Source organism: Polaribacter vadi (genome assembly GCF_018861005.1).
GTDB classification, from domain to species: Bacteria; Bacteroidota; Bacteroidia; order Flavobacteriales; family Flavobacteriaceae; genus Polaribacter; species Polaribacter vadi_A.
In genome coordinates this window covers 74326-92415 of sequence record NZ_JAHKQL010000001.1, presented here as the reverse complement: position 1 = coordinate 92415, position 18090 = coordinate 74326, and the positions used below count along the sequence as shown (strand labels likewise).

Below are 18090 nucleotides of genomic sequence, written 5' to 3'. Positions count from 1 at the left end.
ACAAATAATTAGTAATATCCAGAAATTTCTGTGATAGACTAATTATTAACGTATTTATAATTTAAAATAAAATTATCAACATTAATAAATGAATTAAAAAAACTACTAAATTAAATACTTATGAAGTCCCCCAACATTATACTTTTCGTTATTATTAACGTTATGTCTTTTTCTTTACATGCTCAATTAAATAACTTAAATGAGAATAATCTTCAAAATGATTTTTCAAATTTTACTGAGAACACTATTTTAAATTCTGATACAAATACAGAATTATGGTATAAAAATGTTTTTACTAAAACTTCAGAAAACGAAGCCCCAACAATAGACAAAACTATTTCAGAAGAAAAACCTTCTTCGAAAAGTAATTTCTTTAAGAGTCTTATAGGCAAAAATGACCCTTGTACTGATGGTGCTATTATAGGCACACCTACTGCCAATGATACTGATGGTGATGGAGTTAACAATATCTGTGACTTAGATGATGATAATGATGGTATTTTAGATGAAGACGAAGCATGTGCTAACACAGTTACTAGTTTCCCAAATGCAGAAAAAGGTTACTTATTTCAAGGAAACCCAACGAATGTTTATTTAGTTGATTTAGATACTGGTGTTTCTACGCTGCATCAAACACTTTCATACTATATTAATGGAGTAACTGTAAACGAAGATGATGGTTATTTTTGGGCAATTAATAAAAGTTCTAATCAAGTAGTTTTAGTTGACCCTTATACCTTTAACATTGTTGATACTTTAAACATCAGTGATTCTGCAGTTTCTGGAGCTTATGACCCAATTAAAAAACAATATGTAACTGCTACTCCTTCATTAGTTCAAGTTTTTGATGGTGATCCAGATTCTCCAACTTATAAAACAGAAGTTTCTTCTTTTTCTAGATCAGGTGGAAATTTAATTGATTTAGGATATAACACATCTGATGGAAATATTTATGGTATAAAAAATAGTTCTAATGAACTTCATAAAATAGATACTACAAACGAAACTGCTACAATTGAAGGGAATATTTCTGGCCTACCATCAGGTAATTATGGAGCAATTTATACAACTTTAGATGGTAATTTTTACATGAGTAATAACACTACAGGTGATATTTATATAATGGAGTTAAGAAATGGATTGACAGCCACCGTTTTTTCAAACGGCCCTGCTTCAAACACAAATGATGGTGCAAAAGTTTTAAGTGTAGATTTATCTGGTAACCAAGTTTGTTTAGATACAGATGATGATGGTACACCTAACTCTCAAGATTTAGATTCTGATGCAGATGGTTATTACGATGTTGTAGAAGCTGGAGGTGTAGATAATGATGGTGATGGAATGTTAGATGGAAATGGTTTTGACTCTGAAGGTAAAGTAACTGGTGGATCTGGAGGATACAATGGTTCTAGTGGTTCAGAAAACCAAGCTCACAGAATGACTATTACTACATCTCCATCAGATGATACTACTGGCTTTGGTGGCACTGCTTCTTTCTCAGTAATAGCTACAGCAGAGCAAGCAACCAATTATTTAAACGGAAGTCCTGTTTACGATTCTCCTGGAAATGCTTCTGCTAGAATTATTTATCAATGGTATTTAGGAAATCCAGATACAGATGGCATTGCATTAACAGATACTGGGGTATATTCTAACACAAATACTGCAACTTTAACTATAAGTTCTGCTACAGGTTTATATACAAACAGATATTATGTAAGATTAACACATTTAGATAATGATAATTTAGAAGAAACTGAAAATGCACAATTAATTGCTAATCCTTGTGATTCAGTAGCATCTGGAAACCCAGATAATGATGGTGATGGTATTTCTGATTCTTGTGATGATGATGATGACAATGATGGTATATTAGATTCTAATGAATCGAGTTCTGATACTGATGGTGATGGACTTATTGATACATTTGATACGGATTCTGATAATGATGGTTGTTATGATGTTACTGAATCTGGTGGAATTGATGCAAATGGAGATGGAGTTTTAGATGGAACAAGTTATAACCAATCAAATGGTCAAGTTATTGGTGGTTCTGGAGGTTATAATGGTGTTAATGGTTATGAAGCAATTGCACAAACAGTAGAAATAACTTCTTCTCCTTCTAATAGCAGTGTTCTAGAATACGAAACAGCTTCATTTACAGTAGTTGGTCAATCTTCAACTGCAACTTCTTATAATAGTGGTACTCCTATTTACGGAAACCTAGGAAATGATAATGACAATATTACCTACCAATGGTATATTGGTGATCCTGAAAATGGTGGAGAAGCAATTACAAACCAAGGTATATATTCAGGAGCAGATACAGCAACTTTAGATATAGAAGTAGTTAGTGGTTTAGATAACACAACTTATTATATAGTTATAGGTAATTCAAATCCTTGTGCTACTGAAGTTCAGCAAGCTTTATTATCTGTTTCAAATGCAGCAGCAAACACCTCTACCCTTATTATTAGTCAGTATATAGAATCTGATTCTGGTACAGCACCAAGAGGTATAGAAATTTTTAACCCAACAACAGGAACATTTAATTTTTCTAACAATAATGTATGTATAAATATTGTTGCAGAAGGTAATAGTGCAAATTACTCTAATGCTTTAACCATTTCTTCTGGTACACTTTCTGGTGGTGAGGTTTTAGTTGTTGGTTCTTCTGAAATTGAAGATTATTTAATAGAAAATGAACTTAGAGATGTTACTTTTATAGAGCATGATTTTAATTTTGATGGTGATGACACCATTATACTATCAAATATTACAACTTCTGGTGGTACTATTTATGATATGTTTGGTGAATTAACAGCAACAGATCCAGGAGATTCTTGGTCTGGTGGAGGTGTAGAAACTAGAAATTGTAACTTAAGTATTAAAGATTATGAAAATGACAATCAGTTTTTTAGCTCAGGTACAAGTTCTGGTTGGTCTAACCCAAGTACAAGGTTTAAACAAACTAACTCTAATCCTTCAGGTACAAGAGGATTAAGAGGTTGTGGAGAAGCACCTATAAAAAATGTTTGGGTTGGTAATGATAGTGAAGACTTTCATAAACGTAGCAATTGGAAAAATAATACACATAAAAATTTATATTGCGACAATGTAACAATACCAAATACAGGAGTTACAAATTACCCAACATCTTATAGCCCAGTAAATTTAAAATCTCTAAAAATAAAATCTGGTGCAAGATTTAATTCTTTATCTTCTTGTTCTGGTAAAGTTAGGCAAGAAAGAGAAACCACTTCTACAAACTGGTACTTAATGGGATCTCCACTTAATGGACATACTTTTAATGATGAGTTTGTTACAGCTAACAATATACCAACCTTAAATACAGATATAGCAATTGCAGAATATGTTACACCTACAGATTCATGGAGCTATTTACAAACAGGTGGTTCATTGAATGCTACACCTGGTGTTGGTTATTCTATAAAAAGAGATAATACAGAAGAACCTTTAACTTTTACAGGAACTTTAAATACAGAAAATGTTACAATACCTGTTTTAAACACAGGTTGTGGTTACAATTTAATCTCTAATCCTTACTCTACAAATATTAGCACTCAAGACTTATTACAAGACAATACCTCTGATTTAGTAATGGAAGCTGTTTGGGTTTGGAATCAACAAGAAGACAATTATGAAGTTTATGTTGGTGCTGATGATTTTATTGCTGCTCCAACTCAAGGATTTTTAGTAAAAGCTAGAAACAACACAAATATTACAATTAATAAAAATGTTAGATGTCATTCGTGTTCTGGTAGTTTTCAAAAAACAGCAAAATCAGAAATTATATTAAATATGACTGATGGTAATAAAAATAGAGTTGCTAAAATATACTATAATCAAAATGCTACTACAGAGTTTGACAATGGTTTAGATGGTAGAACTTTTCACGGAATTGCAAATCCTTTAGATATTTATACCCATTTATTAAGTAGCAACTCAAATGTAGAGTTTCAAGGTGTAAAATTTCAAGTACAATCATTACCAAATTCTGATTATGAAAACATGGTTGTACCTGTAGGAATAACTGCTGCTATAGGCGAAGAAATTACCATTAATGCAGAAATAAATAACCTACCTTCAGACATAAATGTTTATTTAGAAGATAGAGAAAACAATACTTTTACAAATTTAAGTCTAGAAGATTTTAAAATCACTTTAAATGCTTCTTTAAATGGTATTGGTCGTTTTTATATACATACCACTACAAACAGTGTTTTAAGTACAGATGATATTAGTGTAAGTACAGACTATATAAATATCTATAATTCATCAAAAAACATTTTAACTATTGCAGGTTTACAAGCTAAAAATGCAGAAATTAAAATGTACGCAATAGATGGCAAACAAGTATTAAATACTAAAATTACATCAACTGGTTTGAGCACAATAAAACTTCCAAAACTATCTAAAGGTATTTATATTGTAAATTTAGATGATAATGAAATACAATTATCAAAAAAGATAATCATCAATTAATCCCCTAACTTTTTTAAAATTTAATAATGAAAAATTCAGAACAAAAATCTAAAGAAATTACAAGAAAAGAAGCATTAAAAAAACTCGGTAAATATAGTAAATATGCAGCTTTAACTGCATTAGGCACTTATGTAGTTTTAAACCCAAAAAAAGTACAAGCATTTAGTGGTGGCCCAGCTACACCTGGTGATGATTGGGGTTCATAAAAATTATAAAAAGCGCCTCCTAAAAATGAGGTGCTTTTTTTAAAATATTCTAAAACTAGGATTAAAAAAAACTGATAACCAAACAAAATGATTACAACTGTTTCTAAAATATTAGATTATGAACTATAAAGAAACGCTGTTTTTTATTGGTAAATGTTTAACAATTAACCGAGAAAAACATAATCTAGAAATTATAAAACATCAGTTAAAAAACGAAGCTATTAATTGGGAAGCAGTTGTAAAACTAAGCACAAGCCACTATGTTTTCCCTGCTTTATACTGCAATCTTAAAAAAGCCAATCTTCTTAGTTATTTACCATCAGATTTAGTTGAGTTTATGCAACACATTACACAATTAAATCTCGATAGAAATTTAGAAATTTTAAAACAGGCTAAAGAATTAAATAAACTTTTAATTGAGAATAATATTACACCAATTTTTTTGAAAGGTTTAGGAAGTCTTTTTCAAGATATTTATGATGATATTGCAGAAAGAATGATTGCTGATATTGATTTTATAGTTTCTAAAGAAAATTACATCAAGACAATTATCTTAGTTAAGAAATTTGGTTACACTAAAGTAAATAAATTTAAACATCATTCACCTATATTCAGACACCACCCAAGATTACATAAAAAAAATTGTGTAGCTCCTGTAGAAATTCATAAAGAGGTTTTAATTCAAAAATTTGCTGACGAATTTAATTTTAATCTTATTGAAAAAAACTGCATTAAAATTAATGATATAACTGTTTTAAACTACGACCATCAATTGACTTTATCTATACTTTCTAATCAGATAAATGATGATGGTTATTATATAAAAAACCTTACTTTAAAACACGCTTATGATGCATATTTATTATCAAAAAAAACGAATGCTAAAAAGACTTTTCAACAATTCTATCACTTAAAACATCCTTTAAATTGTTTTTTAGCCTCATGCTATCAAACATTTAATAAGATTGACTCACTAACTTACGAGTCTAACTCAGAAATAGAACAGTATTTAGAAGATTTTAACTTGTATTTAGTTGATGAAAAAAAACGTAAAAAAGATTATAAGAAGATTAAATTGAAACTATATCTTATCAGAAAAAGAGATTTTATCTTAAAAACAATTTCACATAAAGAATATAGAAATTGGCTTATTAATGATTTATTAATAAGGTTAAAACTTAAAAAAATGGCAGCTTAATTTTATTTTTTTATAACCTTTTTCTTTTTGCTCGCTTTTGCAAGCGGATTAAAATCTAAGGCCAATTGCAACCAATAATGTAAATCAACCTCTAAATCATAAGCATCTACAGACAAAAAAACATATCCTTTCATTGTTCTACCTGTAAAGTTCATTTCTTTACAACCTTCCTTTTTTAGAGATTCTTCATATTTATCAGGATGAATTCTAGCCATAATTTCATCTTTCATAACACCTACACACATTTTATCGTCTATCATAAAACAAGTACCACCAAACATCTTTTTCTCATTAAAAGAAACCTTTTTATCTATAAAAAAATTCGCAACTCTATCTGCTAAAAACTCATTATAAGCCATTTAGTATATTATTTTTTTGGAGGATATTGGGTTAAAATTTTGCTGATAATATTTTTAAAATGTAATTCTTTCTCTTCTGGCTCTCGTTTTTGTTTAATGGTAGAATTTAAAATCCCTTCCCAAATAATTGCATTGGATTTAGCATTTACAAACTCAATAATAAATTCTTCATTTAATTTTTTACCTCCTATTGGTATTCCTCCAGAAATTCCAAAACCACCATTTCTATTTCCAGAACCAATACCAATTCCTATAGAATTAGAGTTCTGAGCTTCTGAATAATTAGCAATTGCATTGATATAAAAATCAGGATTATCATTTTGCGTTAATCCTTTTTTATTAAGCTCTGTATTTATAGCTGATAAAACTCTTTTTATATCTAACTCGTTTAATCCTTTACCTAAATCTTCGAAAAAATTATAGGTTTTAAAGTTATTAAAATCGATTTCAGAGTCGTAATCTGCTATCACTTTAGATGATGAGCAACTCATCAATAAAAACAAAAAAAGAAACTTAATATACTTCATTTAAACTGTTATTATTACTCTTCTAACACTACTCTTGTTGGTGTATCTTTTCCATTAATAATACTTGCTGTACCTTTTGCAACTGCCTGAATAGTTTGCGTAATTACTGTCATATTTAAAGATTCTACTTCGTCAGAAGCTTTATGGTAATCTTTATCTACATCAATAGGTGTTGTAGAAAAAGTATGAGAAGGTACCCCTAACCTAGCCAAAGAAGCATTATCTGATCTAAAAAATAAATTAAACTTTTTATACGGATCAGGAAATAATTGATAACCTGTTCCTTCTAAATTTTTCTGAATTATTTTACCAAAATCAGATCTTTCAAAACCTGTTAACCAAGCTGTATTTGGCCCAAAACTTGGTATTTTGCCAATCATTTCTAAATTAATACCAGCTACAAATTTACTAGCATCAATTCCTTTTCCAAAATGAGTAGAACCTACTAACCCCATTTCTTCTGCAGTAAAAGCAGCAAAAACAATAGTTCTTTCATTACCCACTTTCTTAAAATATTCTGCCAAAGCTAAAACACCAGCTACACCAGAAGCATCATCATTTGCGCCATTATAAATACTATCTAATTCGCCTTCTTTTTTTCTAATTCCTAAATGATCATAATGTGCCGAAATTATTACATATTCGTCCTTTTTACTTTTACCCTCTAAAACACCAATAATATTTGCACTTGTAATTTCTTCTTTACTTCTTCTTGGTGTAAAATTAAAAATTTGCCTGTAAGAATCTAAACCATTAAAAGTGGTTAAACCAATTTTTTTATACTCATTTTCTATATATTGTGCAGCTTTTTCTATACCTTTTGTACCAGATTTTCTACCTTCCATATCATCAGAAGCTAATGTGTATAAGTGTTTTTTTACTGTTGCAGAATCAATAAAAAATGGTAAAACTTCCTTTTTTAAATTGCTAGTTTTTTCTGCTGATGCTCCATCTACACCATCTTTACCATCATTTCCTTTAACAGCTATTTTGCAGCTACTCAATAAAAACAATCCTAAAACAACTAATATTTTAAATGCTTTCGTCATAATATTTCTAATATTTTAAAGCATAAATATAACTAATTTAAATGCTTATTTTTGTGTAAAATTTTACAAATGATATTATCTGAAATTCCGAATATAAAACATACAAATGCTAATAATTTCTTTTTGCTTTGTGGGCCTTGTGCCATTGAAGGCGAAGAAATGGCATTAAGAATTGCTGAAAAAGTAATTACTATTACTGATAAATTAGAAATACCTTACATTTTTAAAGGAAGTTTTAAAAAAGCAAACAGAAGTAGAATTGATAGTTTTACAGGAATTGGAGATGAAAAAGCATTAAAGATTTTACGTAAAGTTTCAGAAACTTTTAACGTACCAACAGTAACTGATATTCACGAAGTTTCTGATGCTGCCAAGGCTGCAGAATATGTAGATGTTTTACAAATTCCAGCTTTTTTGGTTCGTCAAACAGATTTGGTAGTTGCTGCTGCAAAAACAGGTAAAGTTGTCAACTTAAAAAAGGGGCAATTTATGAGTCCAGCTGCCATGAAACATGCTGTACAAAAAGTAAAAGATGCAGGTTCTGAAAAAGCATGGATTACTGATAGAGGTACAATGTTTGGTTACCAAGATATGATTGTAGATTTTAGAGGAATTCCAGAAATGCGCCAATTTGCACCTACTGTTTTAGATGTAACCCATTCTTTACAACAACCAAATCAAACTGCAGGTGTTACAGGTGGAAGACCAGAAATGATAGAAACCATTGCAAGAGCTGGAGTTGTAAATAATGTTGATGGTTTATTTATTGAAACACATTTTGACCCTGCAAACGCAAAATCTGATGGTGCAAATATGTTACATTTAGACAATTTAGAAAGTCTTTTAAGTAATTTGGTTACAATTCGTAAAACGATTAATAGTTTATAAATACAATTTATTTTAAAATAGTTTTTGGGCGTTTTAACAGGCTTTCGCTACTCGCTTTTTTTCTGAAAAAGAAAAAAGAGCTCAAACAGACCACTCAATCCTTAACGCGCTCACTCAATTCCATAAAACAGAAACATATATCCTGCAAGGTTTCCAACACCTTGTAGGCATTTATTCTTTAAAACAGAAAACCTAGAAGCTTTTAAAGAAACCTTTCAGGCAAGGCACAATATTTGATTTCTTAAGTTGTTTAATACACTATAATGAAACAACTCATCTTTTTTCTTTTAATTTCTACTGCTACTTTTTCTCAAGATTTTGAAAAAGTTGATGCCAAAGTTTTACAATATCCACGATTTTCTAAGGTTGATGATTTAGCCAATAAAATTGAAAGCGATTTTACTAAAGATGTTGATAAAGTAAGAGCTGCCTTTTTTTGGCTGACAAAGAACATCAGATATAATTTAAAAGAATACTACAATCCTAGGCAAAGAAAATATCGATTTAGATATGCATCCGAAGAAGAAAAAGTACTAAAACTACAAGCTATTAAAGATGAATTGGTCAATACAGCTTTTAGAACAAAAATGGGTGTTTGTGAAGAATATGCACAATCTTTTAAGAAAATATGTGATTTATTAAAGATTGAATCTCAAGTAATAAAAGGCAATGTTAGAAGTAATTCCAATGAAATTGGCAAGATAGAAAGCTCCACAAATCATGCTTGGAATGCTGTAAAAATTAATGATGGTTGGATAATTTTAGATGCAACTTGGGCAGCTGGTTACGAATATAATGGCAAATGGATTAGAAAGTTTAACAACTACTTTTTTAATATGCCTAAAGATAAAATTTTTAAAACCCATTTTCCAGAAGACAACCTTTGGGTGTTACGTTTTGGTAGAATGAGCATTCAAGAATTTTACAATCAGCCAATTTATAGTCAGACTTTTTTGAGTTTACAAGCTGAATTAATTGCACCAAAAACTGGAATAATCAACCTAAAATCATCAGAGAACATCACTTTAAAATTTAAAAATCTAAATACAAATGCACTTATTTTTTATACTCTAAAAGGAAATAAATTTGCATTAAAACCAGTTATAAAATCGGAAAATGGTATTACTACATTATCAATAAAAAACCCGAATAGAAATACAGACTTGGTTTTATTTATCAATAAAGAAGATGCTTTGCATTTTAAAGTTAAGGTTAGGTAAGATCAAAAAGACTTGTAGACACAACTTTTAACTCCTTTTATAAAATCCTTTTTCTTTTAGTTGATGTGCTTCATCTAAAACCGTTAATAGAATTTCTTCATTAATATCATCTAACTTAAAATATCTTAGAGATTTTACTACTTTTCTGTTGTCTGAAATCAAATACTCATTATACTTAGTTAAATGTGCAGAAACCCAGAAAACAACATCTACATATCCTTTCTTTTTAGATGGGTTTAAATAGCAAAAAGGTCTATCATTTAAATAATAAAAGGGAATTTTCCATTTAAATTTTAAATCAACTTCAGGAAAAGAACCTTCAATTAAAATCTGTAAATGCATTAACATAGATTTAAAAGGTTCTGGTTGATTTAAAATGTATTCTTCTGCAGGTTTCATTTTATTGTATATTAGCCCAATTTAAATATTTATGGCGAAACAAGATAATATTCAATCAAATTTTTCTTTACAAGGTTATTCAAGTATTTTAATAGGAATCTATTTTTTAGTTGCTACTTTTTTAATAAAAAAATTAATAATGGGCTTTTTAGTTGATGGAAATCCTATAGGAGCTTTATCTCCTCAAATTATAGAAATTTTTATTCTAACAATAATATTTACAACTTTTATTTTCTCTTCTGTAACCCTATTTTTAAACGGAAAAGCAAAGTCTAAAAAATTAGATTATAAACTATGGAACTCTAAAACAAAAACTATTTTATGGAAATACCTGATTAGTTTTATTGTTATTTTTTTGGTGCTTACTTACCTAATATTCTTTAATTACAGTGATTATTTAGCACCAATTTTCTTATTATTATATGCTGTAACCCTACTCTTTTTAAAACTTAAAAACAGTAAAAATCTTTTTATTTTAGTAGGTGTTTCTTTGTTTTTAGCCTTAATCTGTTTCTTGATTCCTAATTATTGGTATTCATCACTTTTAATTTTAGGAATTGCCCATATAACTTATGGTTTGGTGGTAAAAAGTAATTAGAAATTTATTTATCATTTTTATTGCTAATGTAAAAAATAATTATTTACTTTGTATTTCAAAGTTCTTTAAAAATGAATTCAGAAGATTATTTAAAAGACATATCAGAAATTAAAACATTAATGAATAAATCATCACGATTCATTTCATTGAGTGGTTTGTCTGGTATTTTAGCAGGTTTATACGCCTTAATTGGTGCCTCTTTTGCTTATTGGTTTTATACACTAGATGGTAATGAATATATTGTAATAGAAAGTGAAATTTTCAACTTTCTTATATTAGACTTACTTGTTGTTGGGGTTTTAAGTATAGGAACTGCCATTCTTTTAACTACAAAAAAGGCAAAAGAAAACGATGAAAAAATATGGGATTCATTAACCAAAAGACTACTAACAAGTTTTATTGTGCCTTTATTAACTGGCGGAATTTATATACTTATTATTTTAAATCAACAAAAATATGGGCAAACAGGAGCTTTAATGCTTTTATTTTATGGTTTGGCATTGCTAAATGCATCAAAATATACTTTGGGAGATGTTAAATATTTAGGTTACACTCAAATTGTTTTAGGTTTACTTTGTGCTGTTTTCCCTAGTTATGGGTTTTGGTTTTGGGTAATTGGTTTTGGATTTATGCATATTATTTATGGAGCATCTATGTACTACAAGTACGATAGAAAATAGATGTAATTTAGCAACTTAAAAATAGGTTTTTGAAAAACATCATCTTAAATATTAATAAAGCATTCGATCATAGAATTAGATTAGGAATAATGTCTGTTTTAATGGTTAATGAATTTGCAGATTTTAATACGCTTAAAGAATTATTGGGTGCAACAGATGGTAATTTAGCAAGCCATACAAAAGCGCTCGAAAAAGTAGATTTTATTAAGGTTGAAAAACAATTTATTGGTAGAAAACCAAACACAAAATACATTGCAACAGAATTAGGAAAAAAAGAGTTTAAAAAACACATTGATGCTCTTGAAAAATTAATTAAAAATAAATAGAATATTTTTTTATCAACTTACTTTGTATTTCAAAGTTCTTTTAAAAAATAAAATATGAGAAAGAAGTTTATTTATTGGTTGTTTGAGTGTTCTCAAAGAATTTATATCAAATATAAAAACAAGAATCCATGGGAAATAAGTTCAGAAGAACTATTAACCTATTCAGAAGAGAGTTTTGGTTATCATTTAGGAAAACTACTAATTGAAAACAACTTTGAGTTGTTACCAAAAGTTGAAAGACACGATTGTTATCATTTAATAACTGGTTATGGAACAACTGTGGAAGATGAAATTGCGTTACAATATGTATGCTTTGGTAATGGAAAAAGAAGTCCGTATTTAATTGGTGTGCTTTTAGCTGGCACATTAATACTGCCTGAATACTACAAATACTATATAAAGTCTTACAAATTAGGTAAAAACTGCAACCAATTTTATCACTTTAATTATAAAAATCTTTTAAACTTTTCTTTTCAAGAAATTAGAGAAGCAATCTTTAATAAACAACAAATACTACAAATTCAATAACTATGGAAATTGATATTCAAAAACAAGAAGCATCTAAAAAATGGATGAAACTAGTAATTTTATTAGGTGCTATATTTTTTAGCCTACTTTTTTATCAGCAAAATTTTGGTTTAAATCTATTCTTATTTTCAGTATTAACTGTTATAATATTGGCTATACATAAACCTAAATCTTTTAATAAAAAACAAAATTTATTTATAACTGTTGGTTATTTTATTACAGGTATTACTATTTTTCTTTTTAAATCTAACTTAACAATAATTGCAAATATTCTTACTTTTATTACTCTTATAGGTAGTATTTCTGAACAAAAATCATCAATTTATATACAATGGATTAACGGTTTATATACTACTATTGTTGCTGTTTTTTCTTTACATTTTGATAAAATAAATAGCAATAAAGAACCAGAAAAAAGAAAAAAAATAGATTATGTTTATTGGTTTAAAACTGCTGGAATTCCTTTAATAATAGTAATAGTTTTTATCAGTTTATACAGAAATGGAAATCCAAAATTTGATGCTTTAATAACCAAAATTGATTTAAGTTATATCAATTTTCAATGGTTTGTTTTTACAGGCTTAGGGTATTATTTATTCTATAATATTACAAATCCCTTACAAATAGAACCTGTAACTTCTACAGATTTAAAAACTGGCAATAACCTGCTTAAAGAAGAATTAAAATATACATCACCCAAAAAAATAAAAAGTGAGAAACAAATGGGTTTTATATTATTAATTACTTTAAATATTCTAATTGTACTTTTCTTGGTAACTGATACATTATACTTATTTGAAATTCATAAAATGACAGCTCCACAGCTTTCTGAACAAGTACATACAGGTGTAAATGCATTAATCTTTTCAAATTTACTAGCAATTGTATTAATTCTGTATTTTTTTAGAGGAAGCTTAAACTTTATAAAAGATAATAAAAACTTAAAAATATTAACTTTTATATGGATTTTTCTGAATCTTATAATGATCATAATTACAGCAATAAAAAACATTGAGTATATTTTTTCTTTTGGGTTAACCTATAAAAGAATTGGAGTTTTGTTTTTTTTATTATTAACTGCAATAGGCCTAATTACAACCTATTTTAAGGTAACAAAAATTAAAAACTTATGGTATTTATTTAGAAAAAATACACAAATTGCATTTGTAATACTTGTTATTTCTTCAACAATAAATTGGGATAAAATAATAACTTATAATAACATTAATTATGCTGAACAAATTGATTTAAAATATCTTATTAACCTATCAAACAACAACGTGTTTTTATTAAAAGATTACATTGTGAAAAATGATATTAAAAATTTTAAAATTGATGAAAAACACAGACTTTATTTAATTGATTTAGAGAGTAATTCTTGGCAAGAAATGATATTTGATAATCTAAAAATAAAGTAGATGGAAAATTCTAATAAAATACCAAAATTACTATTGAAAGCATCTGTTTTATCTGCAATCATATTTTGGGTACAGATTCTTTTTGAAGATTATAGTACTGTAATAGGAATTATACCTTATGTTTTTTTATCAATAATACCAATATTTATTATATGTTCTCTTACTATTTTTTTCTGCATTTTAATTTTGTACTATTCTGTTAGAAATAAGATGAGTAATAATGAATTTTTTAGACGTTTTTTCCCCTATAATGCAATTGTAATTTTTTGTATTTGTGCTTATTCAATTATAATTTCAAAATTTCAAATATTTGTATGCATTTTCTTTATAACAGCTTTTTTTACATTAATACAAGCTTGGGTTTGGCTTTGCAAACCAGAAATAAATAAAAAAACTTAATCAGAAAAAGTTAGTTAGTTAGTTAGTTAGTTAGTTAGTAGTAAGTTGATTTGAGCAAGGCTTTAGACTTTAAAGTAAATAGCCTTGCTCTTTTTAAAAATAAATTATGATAAAATTCAATATAAAATATTTCGTAATTTTTATAATTCTGTTTGTATCAGAAATTTTAATTGCAAAATATGCAACAGGATTTTTAAGACATACTTTTGGAGATTATTTGTCTGTAATGCTATTATACACTTTTATTAAAAGCATTGTAAAAATATCAACTATTAAAGCAGGATTTTTTGTTTTGTTAATCGCTTATATAATTGAATTTTTACAATTGACAAATCTTGAAAATTTATATCCATTAAAATATAGAAGTATTCTTAAACTTATTTTAGGCACCTCTTTTTCTATTCCAGATTTAGTGGCTTATACATTAGGTGTTGCAACCATTTTAATCGTTGAAAAGTTAATAATTAAATAATAAAAGTTATCTCCCAATATTAAAATTACCCACTTTAAAACCTGGTTTAACATAATCTTTAGGTACATTTTCTGGTGGAACAGTTAAAACATTTCCATCACGAATTGCGCTGTAATGTGGAGACAATATTTCTATACCAGCATTGTGTAACTCATTTTTAATACTTTCGTGTAAATAAGAATAGATTACTGCAGATTTCTCTGGATGTTTGGTATGGCAATTAATTTCGTAATTTATGTAAAAATCGTCAAGACTTTTTACCAAAACAAAAGGTTCTGGCTTGTCTAAAATCATTTGTGTGTTTTTAGCACCTTTAACTAAAGCCTGTATAACATCTCCACTTGGTACATCATAACCAATTGTTACAGAAGTATGTAATATAACCCCAACTTCTTCTGCTGCATTTTTACTAAAATTGATAATATGATTCCCTAAAATGGTAGAATTAGGTACAGTTACATCTAAGTTTTTTATGGTTTTAACTCTTGTTACTAATAAACTTCTTTCTGTAACATCGCCAACTGTATTGCCTATTTCTACTCTATCCCCCACTTTAAATGGTCTCATATAAGTAATTACAACACCTGCAACAATATTAGAAATAGCAGCTGTAGATCCTAAAGAAAAAAGCACTCCAAAAAAGATAGAAACGCCTTTAAAAGCATCAGAACCAGAACCAGGTATATATGGAAAACAAACTACTGCTGCAAAAGCAATAATTACAATTCTAATTAAATTAAAAGTTGGTTTAGCCCAATCTGCATGAAAACCTTCTAAACGAACAGCTTCTCTTTCTAATTCGCCAGTTAAATATTTTAAGAATTTTAATAAATATTTAGTAGCAAAAACAATCACCAAAATAAAAAACAACCCAGGAATAAATTCTAAAAAACCATCAACAACAAAATGTACTGGTTTTAAAACATAAGAAAATATGGTATCTGCTATTTCTTTAGTTTCTGGAATAAATTTAAAAACAAAAGGTAAATACAATACTAAAAAAACAATGCTAAAACCAATTCTAATAGTTCTCGTTGCAAATTTTAGAATATGTTTTTCTCTTCTAGGTGTAATAAAACGAAAGAGTTTAGCAACTTCTTTATTTTTGAAGAGAACATTTCTATCTAGCTTATCTAGTTTAGTTTGTAATTTTTTGAATATTTTTTTAAAAATGAAGAAAAATAGAAAAATTCCTAATAAAGAAATTCCAAAATAAACATAATTTAATATCATAATGTAATGAGCGTAATTTGTTAGATTAAAAGTAAATATATACTTTTTTTATATAATCTTAAATTTAAGGCATGGTCTGTTGAATATTTCTAATTAAATCTTCTAAACCATTTAGCTTAAGCTCATAAACACTTGCCATTTGTAAACCTAATTTACCTTTTGGGAAACCTTGATTCTTAAACCAAACCAAATAGTGTTCTGGTAAGTCTATTAAATATCTATTCTTAAACTGACCAAAAGGCATTTTTGCTTTGGCTAAATCTAATAAGAATTGTCTATTCTGAAAATTATTCTCTTCCATCAATAAAATCTTGTAAGTAGGCAAAACGCTCTGTCAACTTCCCATTTTCTGTCATTTTTGCTCTTGCTAAAACTCCATCTTTATCATTATTGAAAAAAGCAGGAATTACGTTTTTGAGAAACATTTCTCCAAAACCTTCACTTGCATCTTTTGGTAACTCGCAAGGCAAATTATCTACAGCCATAACAGTAATTGCATTATCATCTGTATAATCTACTTCTTTTTCTGTCTTAGAATTATAACCATAAATAGGATCTGCAATAGTTGATGCTCTTAAGGTTGATGCAACAGGACCATCAACATCACAAGAAATATCTGCTACAAATTTAATCTTAAATTTTTCTGATTTTGCATCTTGTCTAGTAAACAAATAAGGTGCTCCATTACCATAAAAATGTCCAGCAATAAAGAAATCAGATACTTCTGCAAAACGCATAAAATCTGATTCGTAATTCTCTGGATGATCGTAAAAATCAAAATTATCAATTACTTTTCCATCTTTTCTTTTATTATAATCTAAAACATCTGCCAAACAATACACAGGTTCAGTAAAATTTTCACTCAAATAATCATCAACAGAAACCTCTTTAATAGCTATTGCATCTAACATTTCTTTGGCTCCGTAAGCAACTTTTCCATTACCCGTTAAAAGAATTTTAAAATTTATAGGTAGCGTTATTTTTTTTAATTTTGAAATTAATTCCTTTTGTGAATCTAAAGTTTCAGCCTTTGGTAGGCTAAAATTTTTATTCTTTAAACCAATTGCTCTAAAACCATTGTATGCACCAACAATACCTGCATAACGTCCAAAACCAATTAAACGCATTCCGTTTTCTTTTACAATCGTTTCGTGATCGAACAATACTATATTTTTATCTAAAATTGCGTTTAATAACTTTCTATTGTAAGGTTGCTTTTTGATGGTATGACTAAAGAAAAAATATTTCTTATTGTTGATTAAAGCATCAATTGGCACTTCTTTTACACCAAATAAAACATCGCAATCTGACATATTTTCAGTAATTTCAAAACCGGCTTTTTTGTAAGCTTCATCAGAAAAAACTCGAATATTTGAGCTTTCAACTTTTATGGAAGCTGTAGGGAATTGATTTTTAAACTCTTGTAATTTTTCCGGTGAAAATACGACTCTTCTATCAGGTGGATTTTTACGTTCTTTAATGATGCCAAACTTCATAATAATTGATTTAAAGGTTACTGAAATTACTGCTGTAAAAGTTGGTATAATATTTGTTCGAAGATATTAGATTTTAAAGAGATTAACAATTGTATTTTTTTATACTTTTGCAAACCGTATTTTATTTTATATAAAATATTTCTTTGACATTTTGGGGACGACTGGTTTTGACAGCAAGGTCAGTGAATTTGTAAGCATATCGAGTTATGAAATAACACTCGTAAAACCTAATTTCAACTTTTTAAACGGCGAAGATAACTACGCTTTAGCTGCTTAATCCGAATCATAGTAGGATTAGCCTAGGCTCACAAGGTGAGCAAGCTTTATGTCCACGAAAAGCCTTGGTTTATGGCGTTTCATTTTTGGGCATCGTAAAAATAAACATAGAAAACTTAAAGCTTTGGTAAGTTTTCGAAACTAAAAAAGCTAAGTTATAAGTGGGTTGTTCTTAATCAGCTTTTAAACGAAAACCAAATAAGAACTAAATATGTAGAAAGCTTTTTGGCTGCTTGTTTGGACCCGAGTTCGATTCTCGGCGTCTCCACTTAAAAACCTGTAAATTAATATTTTACAGGTTTTTTTATTATA

Annotated in this window: 18 protein-coding genes and 1 other RNA gene; 12 read left to right on the top strand and 7 right to left on the bottom strand. The window is 28.1% G+C overall.

Going from position 1 to position 18090, the window contains the following annotated elements:
- The first annotated feature begins 120 nt into the window (after positions 1-120).
- The 3 genes from KO506_RS00365 (at position 121) to KO506_RS00355 (ending at position 5910) form a co-directional block, all read left to right on the top strand.
- Positions 121-4506 carry a DUF6923 family protein gene (locus tag KO506_RS00365; RefSeq protein WP_215992942.1) on the top strand — a complete coding sequence of 1462 codons (4386 nt, stop codon included), beginning with the start codon at positions 121-123 and terminating at the stop codon, positions 4504-4506.
- Positions 4507-4532: 26 nt separating this feature from the next.
- Positions 4533-4712, top strand: coding sequence for a hypothetical protein (locus KO506_RS00360; RefSeq protein ID WP_215992941.1), 180 nt, complete (start codon positions 4533-4535; stop codon positions 4710-4712).
- Between the two features lie 118 nt (positions 4713-4830).
- Positions 4831-5910 (top strand): nucleotidyltransferase family protein, encoded by a 1080-nt coding sequence (locus KO506_RS00355; protein ID WP_215992940.1) that lies wholly within the window; start codon positions 4831-4833, stop codon positions 5908-5910.
- Between the two features lie 2 nt (positions 5911-5912).
- Here the strand turns inward: KO506_RS00355 and KO506_RS00350 are convergent, their stop codons facing one another.
- Genes KO506_RS00350 through KO506_RS00340 form a run of 3 tightly spaced genes read right to left on the bottom strand, consistent with a single transcriptional unit; the run spans position 5913 to position 7845 of the window.
- Entirely contained in the window at positions 5913-6269 is a 357-nt protein-coding gene (locus KO506_RS00350; protein ID WP_215992939.1) for a TfoX/Sxy family protein, read from the bottom strand.
- 8 nt (positions 6270-6277) lie between these two features.
- Positions 6278-6760 carry a DUF4136 domain-containing protein gene (locus KO506_RS00345; RefSeq protein ID WP_215992938.1) on the bottom strand — a complete coding sequence of 161 codons (483 nt, stop codon included), beginning with the start codon at positions 6758-6760 and terminating at the stop codon, positions 6278-6280.
- A gap of 50 nt (positions 6761-6810) precedes the next feature.
- Entirely contained in the window at positions 6811-7845 is a 1035-nt protein-coding gene (locus tag KO506_RS00340; protein WP_215992937.1) for a M28 family peptidase, read from the bottom strand.
- Between the two features lie 69 nt (positions 7846-7914).
- On the opposite strand from KO506_RS00340, the gene kdsA reads away from it, so the two are divergent.
- Positions 7915-8733 (top strand): 3-deoxy-8-phosphooctulonate synthase, encoded by an 819-nt coding sequence (gene kdsA / locus KO506_RS00335; protein WP_215992936.1) that lies wholly within the window; start codon positions 7915-7917, stop codon positions 8731-8733.
- A gap of 263 nt (positions 8734-8996) precedes the next feature.
- On the top strand, positions 8997-9953 hold the full coding sequence (locus tag KO506_RS00330) for a transglutaminase domain-containing protein (RefSeq protein WP_215992935.1): 957 nt from the start codon (positions 8997-8999) through the stop codon (positions 9951-9953).
- Between the two features lie 27 nt (positions 9954-9980).
- Here KO506_RS00330 and KO506_RS00325 read toward each other — a convergent pair whose 3' ends face one another.
- Positions 9981-10352, bottom strand: a complete 372-nt coding sequence (locus KO506_RS00325) for a DUF1801 domain-containing protein (RefSeq protein WP_215992934.1) — start codon at positions 10350-10352, stop codon at positions 9981-9983.
- Between the two features lie 31 nt (positions 10353-10383).
- Here KO506_RS00325 and KO506_RS00320 point away from each other — a divergent pair, with 31 nt between their 5' ends.
- The 6 genes from KO506_RS00320 (at position 10384) to KO506_RS00295 (ending at position 14773) form a co-directional block, all read left to right on the top strand.
- Positions 10384-10950 carry a hypothetical protein gene (locus tag KO506_RS00320; RefSeq protein WP_215992933.1) on the top strand — a complete coding sequence of 189 codons (567 nt, stop codon included), beginning with the start codon at positions 10384-10386 and terminating at the stop codon, positions 10948-10950.
- A gap of 71 nt (positions 10951-11021) precedes the next feature.
- The gene (locus KO506_RS00315) at positions 11022-11630 is read left to right on the top strand and encodes a hypothetical protein (protein ID WP_215992932.1); all 609 of its coding nucleotides are present in this window, start codon (positions 11022-11024) and stop codon (positions 11628-11630) included.
- A gap of 29 nt (positions 11631-11659) precedes the next feature.
- Positions 11660-11956: a winged helix-turn-helix domain-containing protein gene (locus tag KO506_RS00310; RefSeq protein ID WP_215992931.1), complete on the top strand. Its 297-nt coding sequence runs from the start codon at positions 11660-11662 to the stop codon at positions 11954-11956.
- Between the two features lie 54 nt (positions 11957-12010).
- Positions 12011-12484 carry a Coq4 family protein gene (locus KO506_RS00305; protein ID WP_215992930.1) on the top strand — a complete coding sequence of 158 codons (474 nt, stop codon included), beginning with the start codon at positions 12011-12013 and terminating at the stop codon, positions 12482-12484.
- Between the two features lie 2 nt (positions 12485-12486).
- The gene (locus KO506_RS00300; RefSeq protein ID WP_215992929.1) at positions 12487-13902 is read left to right on the top strand and encodes a DUF4153 domain-containing protein; all 1416 of its coding nucleotides are present in this window, start codon (positions 12487-12489) and stop codon (positions 13900-13902) included.
- A gap of 505 nt (positions 13903-14407) precedes the next feature.
- Entirely contained in the window at positions 14408-14773 is a 366-nt protein-coding gene (locus KO506_RS00295; protein ID WP_215992928.1) for a DUF2809 domain-containing protein, read from the top strand.
- A gap of 6 nt (positions 14774-14779) precedes the next feature.
- On the opposite strand, the gene KO506_RS00290 is transcribed toward KO506_RS00295, so the two are convergent.
- The 3 genes from KO506_RS00290 to KO506_RS00280 form a co-directional block, all read right to left on the bottom strand.
- Positions 14780-16006 (bottom strand): mechanosensitive ion channel family protein, encoded by a 1227-nt coding sequence (locus KO506_RS00290; protein ID WP_215992927.1) that lies wholly within the window; start codon positions 16004-16006, stop codon positions 14780-14782.
- 64 nt (positions 16007-16070) lie between these two features.
- On the bottom strand, positions 16071-16307 hold the full coding sequence (locus KO506_RS00285) for a DUF3820 family protein (RefSeq protein ID WP_215992926.1): 237 nt from the start codon (positions 16305-16307) through the stop codon (positions 16071-16073).
- Positions 16294-17502: an NAD(P)-dependent oxidoreductase gene (locus KO506_RS00280; protein ID WP_215992925.1), complete on the bottom strand. Its 1209-nt coding sequence runs from the start codon at positions 17500-17502 to the stop codon at positions 16294-16296. The genes KO506_RS00285 and KO506_RS00280 overlap by 14 nt, the downstream gene beginning before the upstream one ends.
- Before the next feature lie 153 nt (positions 17503-17655).
- Here KO506_RS00280 and ssrA point away from each other — a divergent pair.
- Positions 17656-18049: a transfer-messenger RNA gene (ssrA, locus tag KO506_RS00275) on the top strand.
- Positions 18050-18090: the final 41 nt, after the last annotated feature.

Excerpts from the sequence above, each read along its gene's own strand:
- KO506_RS00280 (WP_215992925.1), bottom strand. The coding sequence starts at position 17,502 with ATGAAGTTTGGCATCATTAAAGAACGTAAAAATCCACCTGATAGAAGA.
- KO506_RS00320 (WP_215992933.1), top strand. The coding sequence starts at position 10,384 with ATGGCGAAACAAGATAATATTCAATCAAATTTTTCTTTACAAGGTTAT.
- KO506_RS00290 (WP_215992927.1), bottom strand. The coding sequence starts at position 16,006 with ATGATATTAAATTATGTTTATTTTGGAATTTCTTTATTAGGAATTTTT.
- KO506_RS00345 (WP_215992938.1), bottom strand. The coding sequence starts at position 6,760 with ATGAGTTGCTCATCATCTAAAGTGATAGCAGATTACGACTCTGAAATC.
- KO506_RS00330 (WP_215992935.1), top strand. The coding sequence starts at position 8,997 with ATGAAACAACTCATCTTTTTTCTTTTAATTTCTACTGCTACTTTTTCT.
- KO506_RS00315 (WP_215992932.1), top strand. The coding sequence starts at position 11,022 with ATGAATTCAGAAGATTATTTAAAAGACATATCAGAAATTAAAACATTA.
- KO506_RS00355 (WP_215992940.1), top strand. The coding sequence starts at position 4,831 with ATGAACTATAAAGAAACGCTGTTTTTTATTGGTAAATGTTTAACAATT.
- KO506_RS00325 (WP_215992934.1), bottom strand. The coding sequence starts at position 10,352 with ATGAAACCTGCAGAAGAATACATTTTAAATCAACCAGAACCTTTTAAA.
- KO506_RS00300 (WP_215992929.1), top strand. The coding sequence starts at position 12,487 with ATGGAAATTGATATTCAAAAACAAGAAGCATCTAAAAAATGGATGAAA.
- KO506_RS00285 (WP_215992926.1), bottom strand. The coding sequence starts at position 16,307 with ATGGAAGAGAATAATTTTCAGAATAGACAATTCTTATTAGATTTAGCC.
- kdsA (WP_215992936.1), top strand. The coding sequence starts at position 7,915 with ATGATATTATCTGAAATTCCGAATATAAAACATACAAATGCTAATAAT.
- KO506_RS00350 (WP_215992939.1), bottom strand. The coding sequence starts at position 6,269 with ATGGCTTATAATGAGTTTTTAGCAGATAGAGTTGCGAATTTTTTTATA.
- KO506_RS00340 (WP_215992937.1), bottom strand. The coding sequence starts at position 7,845 with ATGACGAAAGCATTTAAAATATTAGTTGTTTTAGGATTGTTTTTATTG.
- KO506_RS00295 (WP_215992928.1), top strand. The coding sequence starts at position 14,408 with ATGATAAAATTCAATATAAAATATTTCGTAATTTTTATAATTCTGTTT.
- KO506_RS00305 (WP_215992930.1), top strand. The coding sequence starts at position 12,011 with ATGAGAAAGAAGTTTATTTATTGGTTGTTTGAGTGTTCTCAAAGAATT.
- KO506_RS00360 (WP_215992941.1), top strand. The coding sequence starts at position 4,533 with ATGAAAAATTCAGAACAAAAATCTAAAGAAATTACAAGAAAAGAAGCA.
- KO506_RS00365 (WP_215992942.1), top strand. The coding sequence starts at position 121 with ATGAAGTCCCCCAACATTATACTTTTCGTTATTATTAACGTTATGTCT.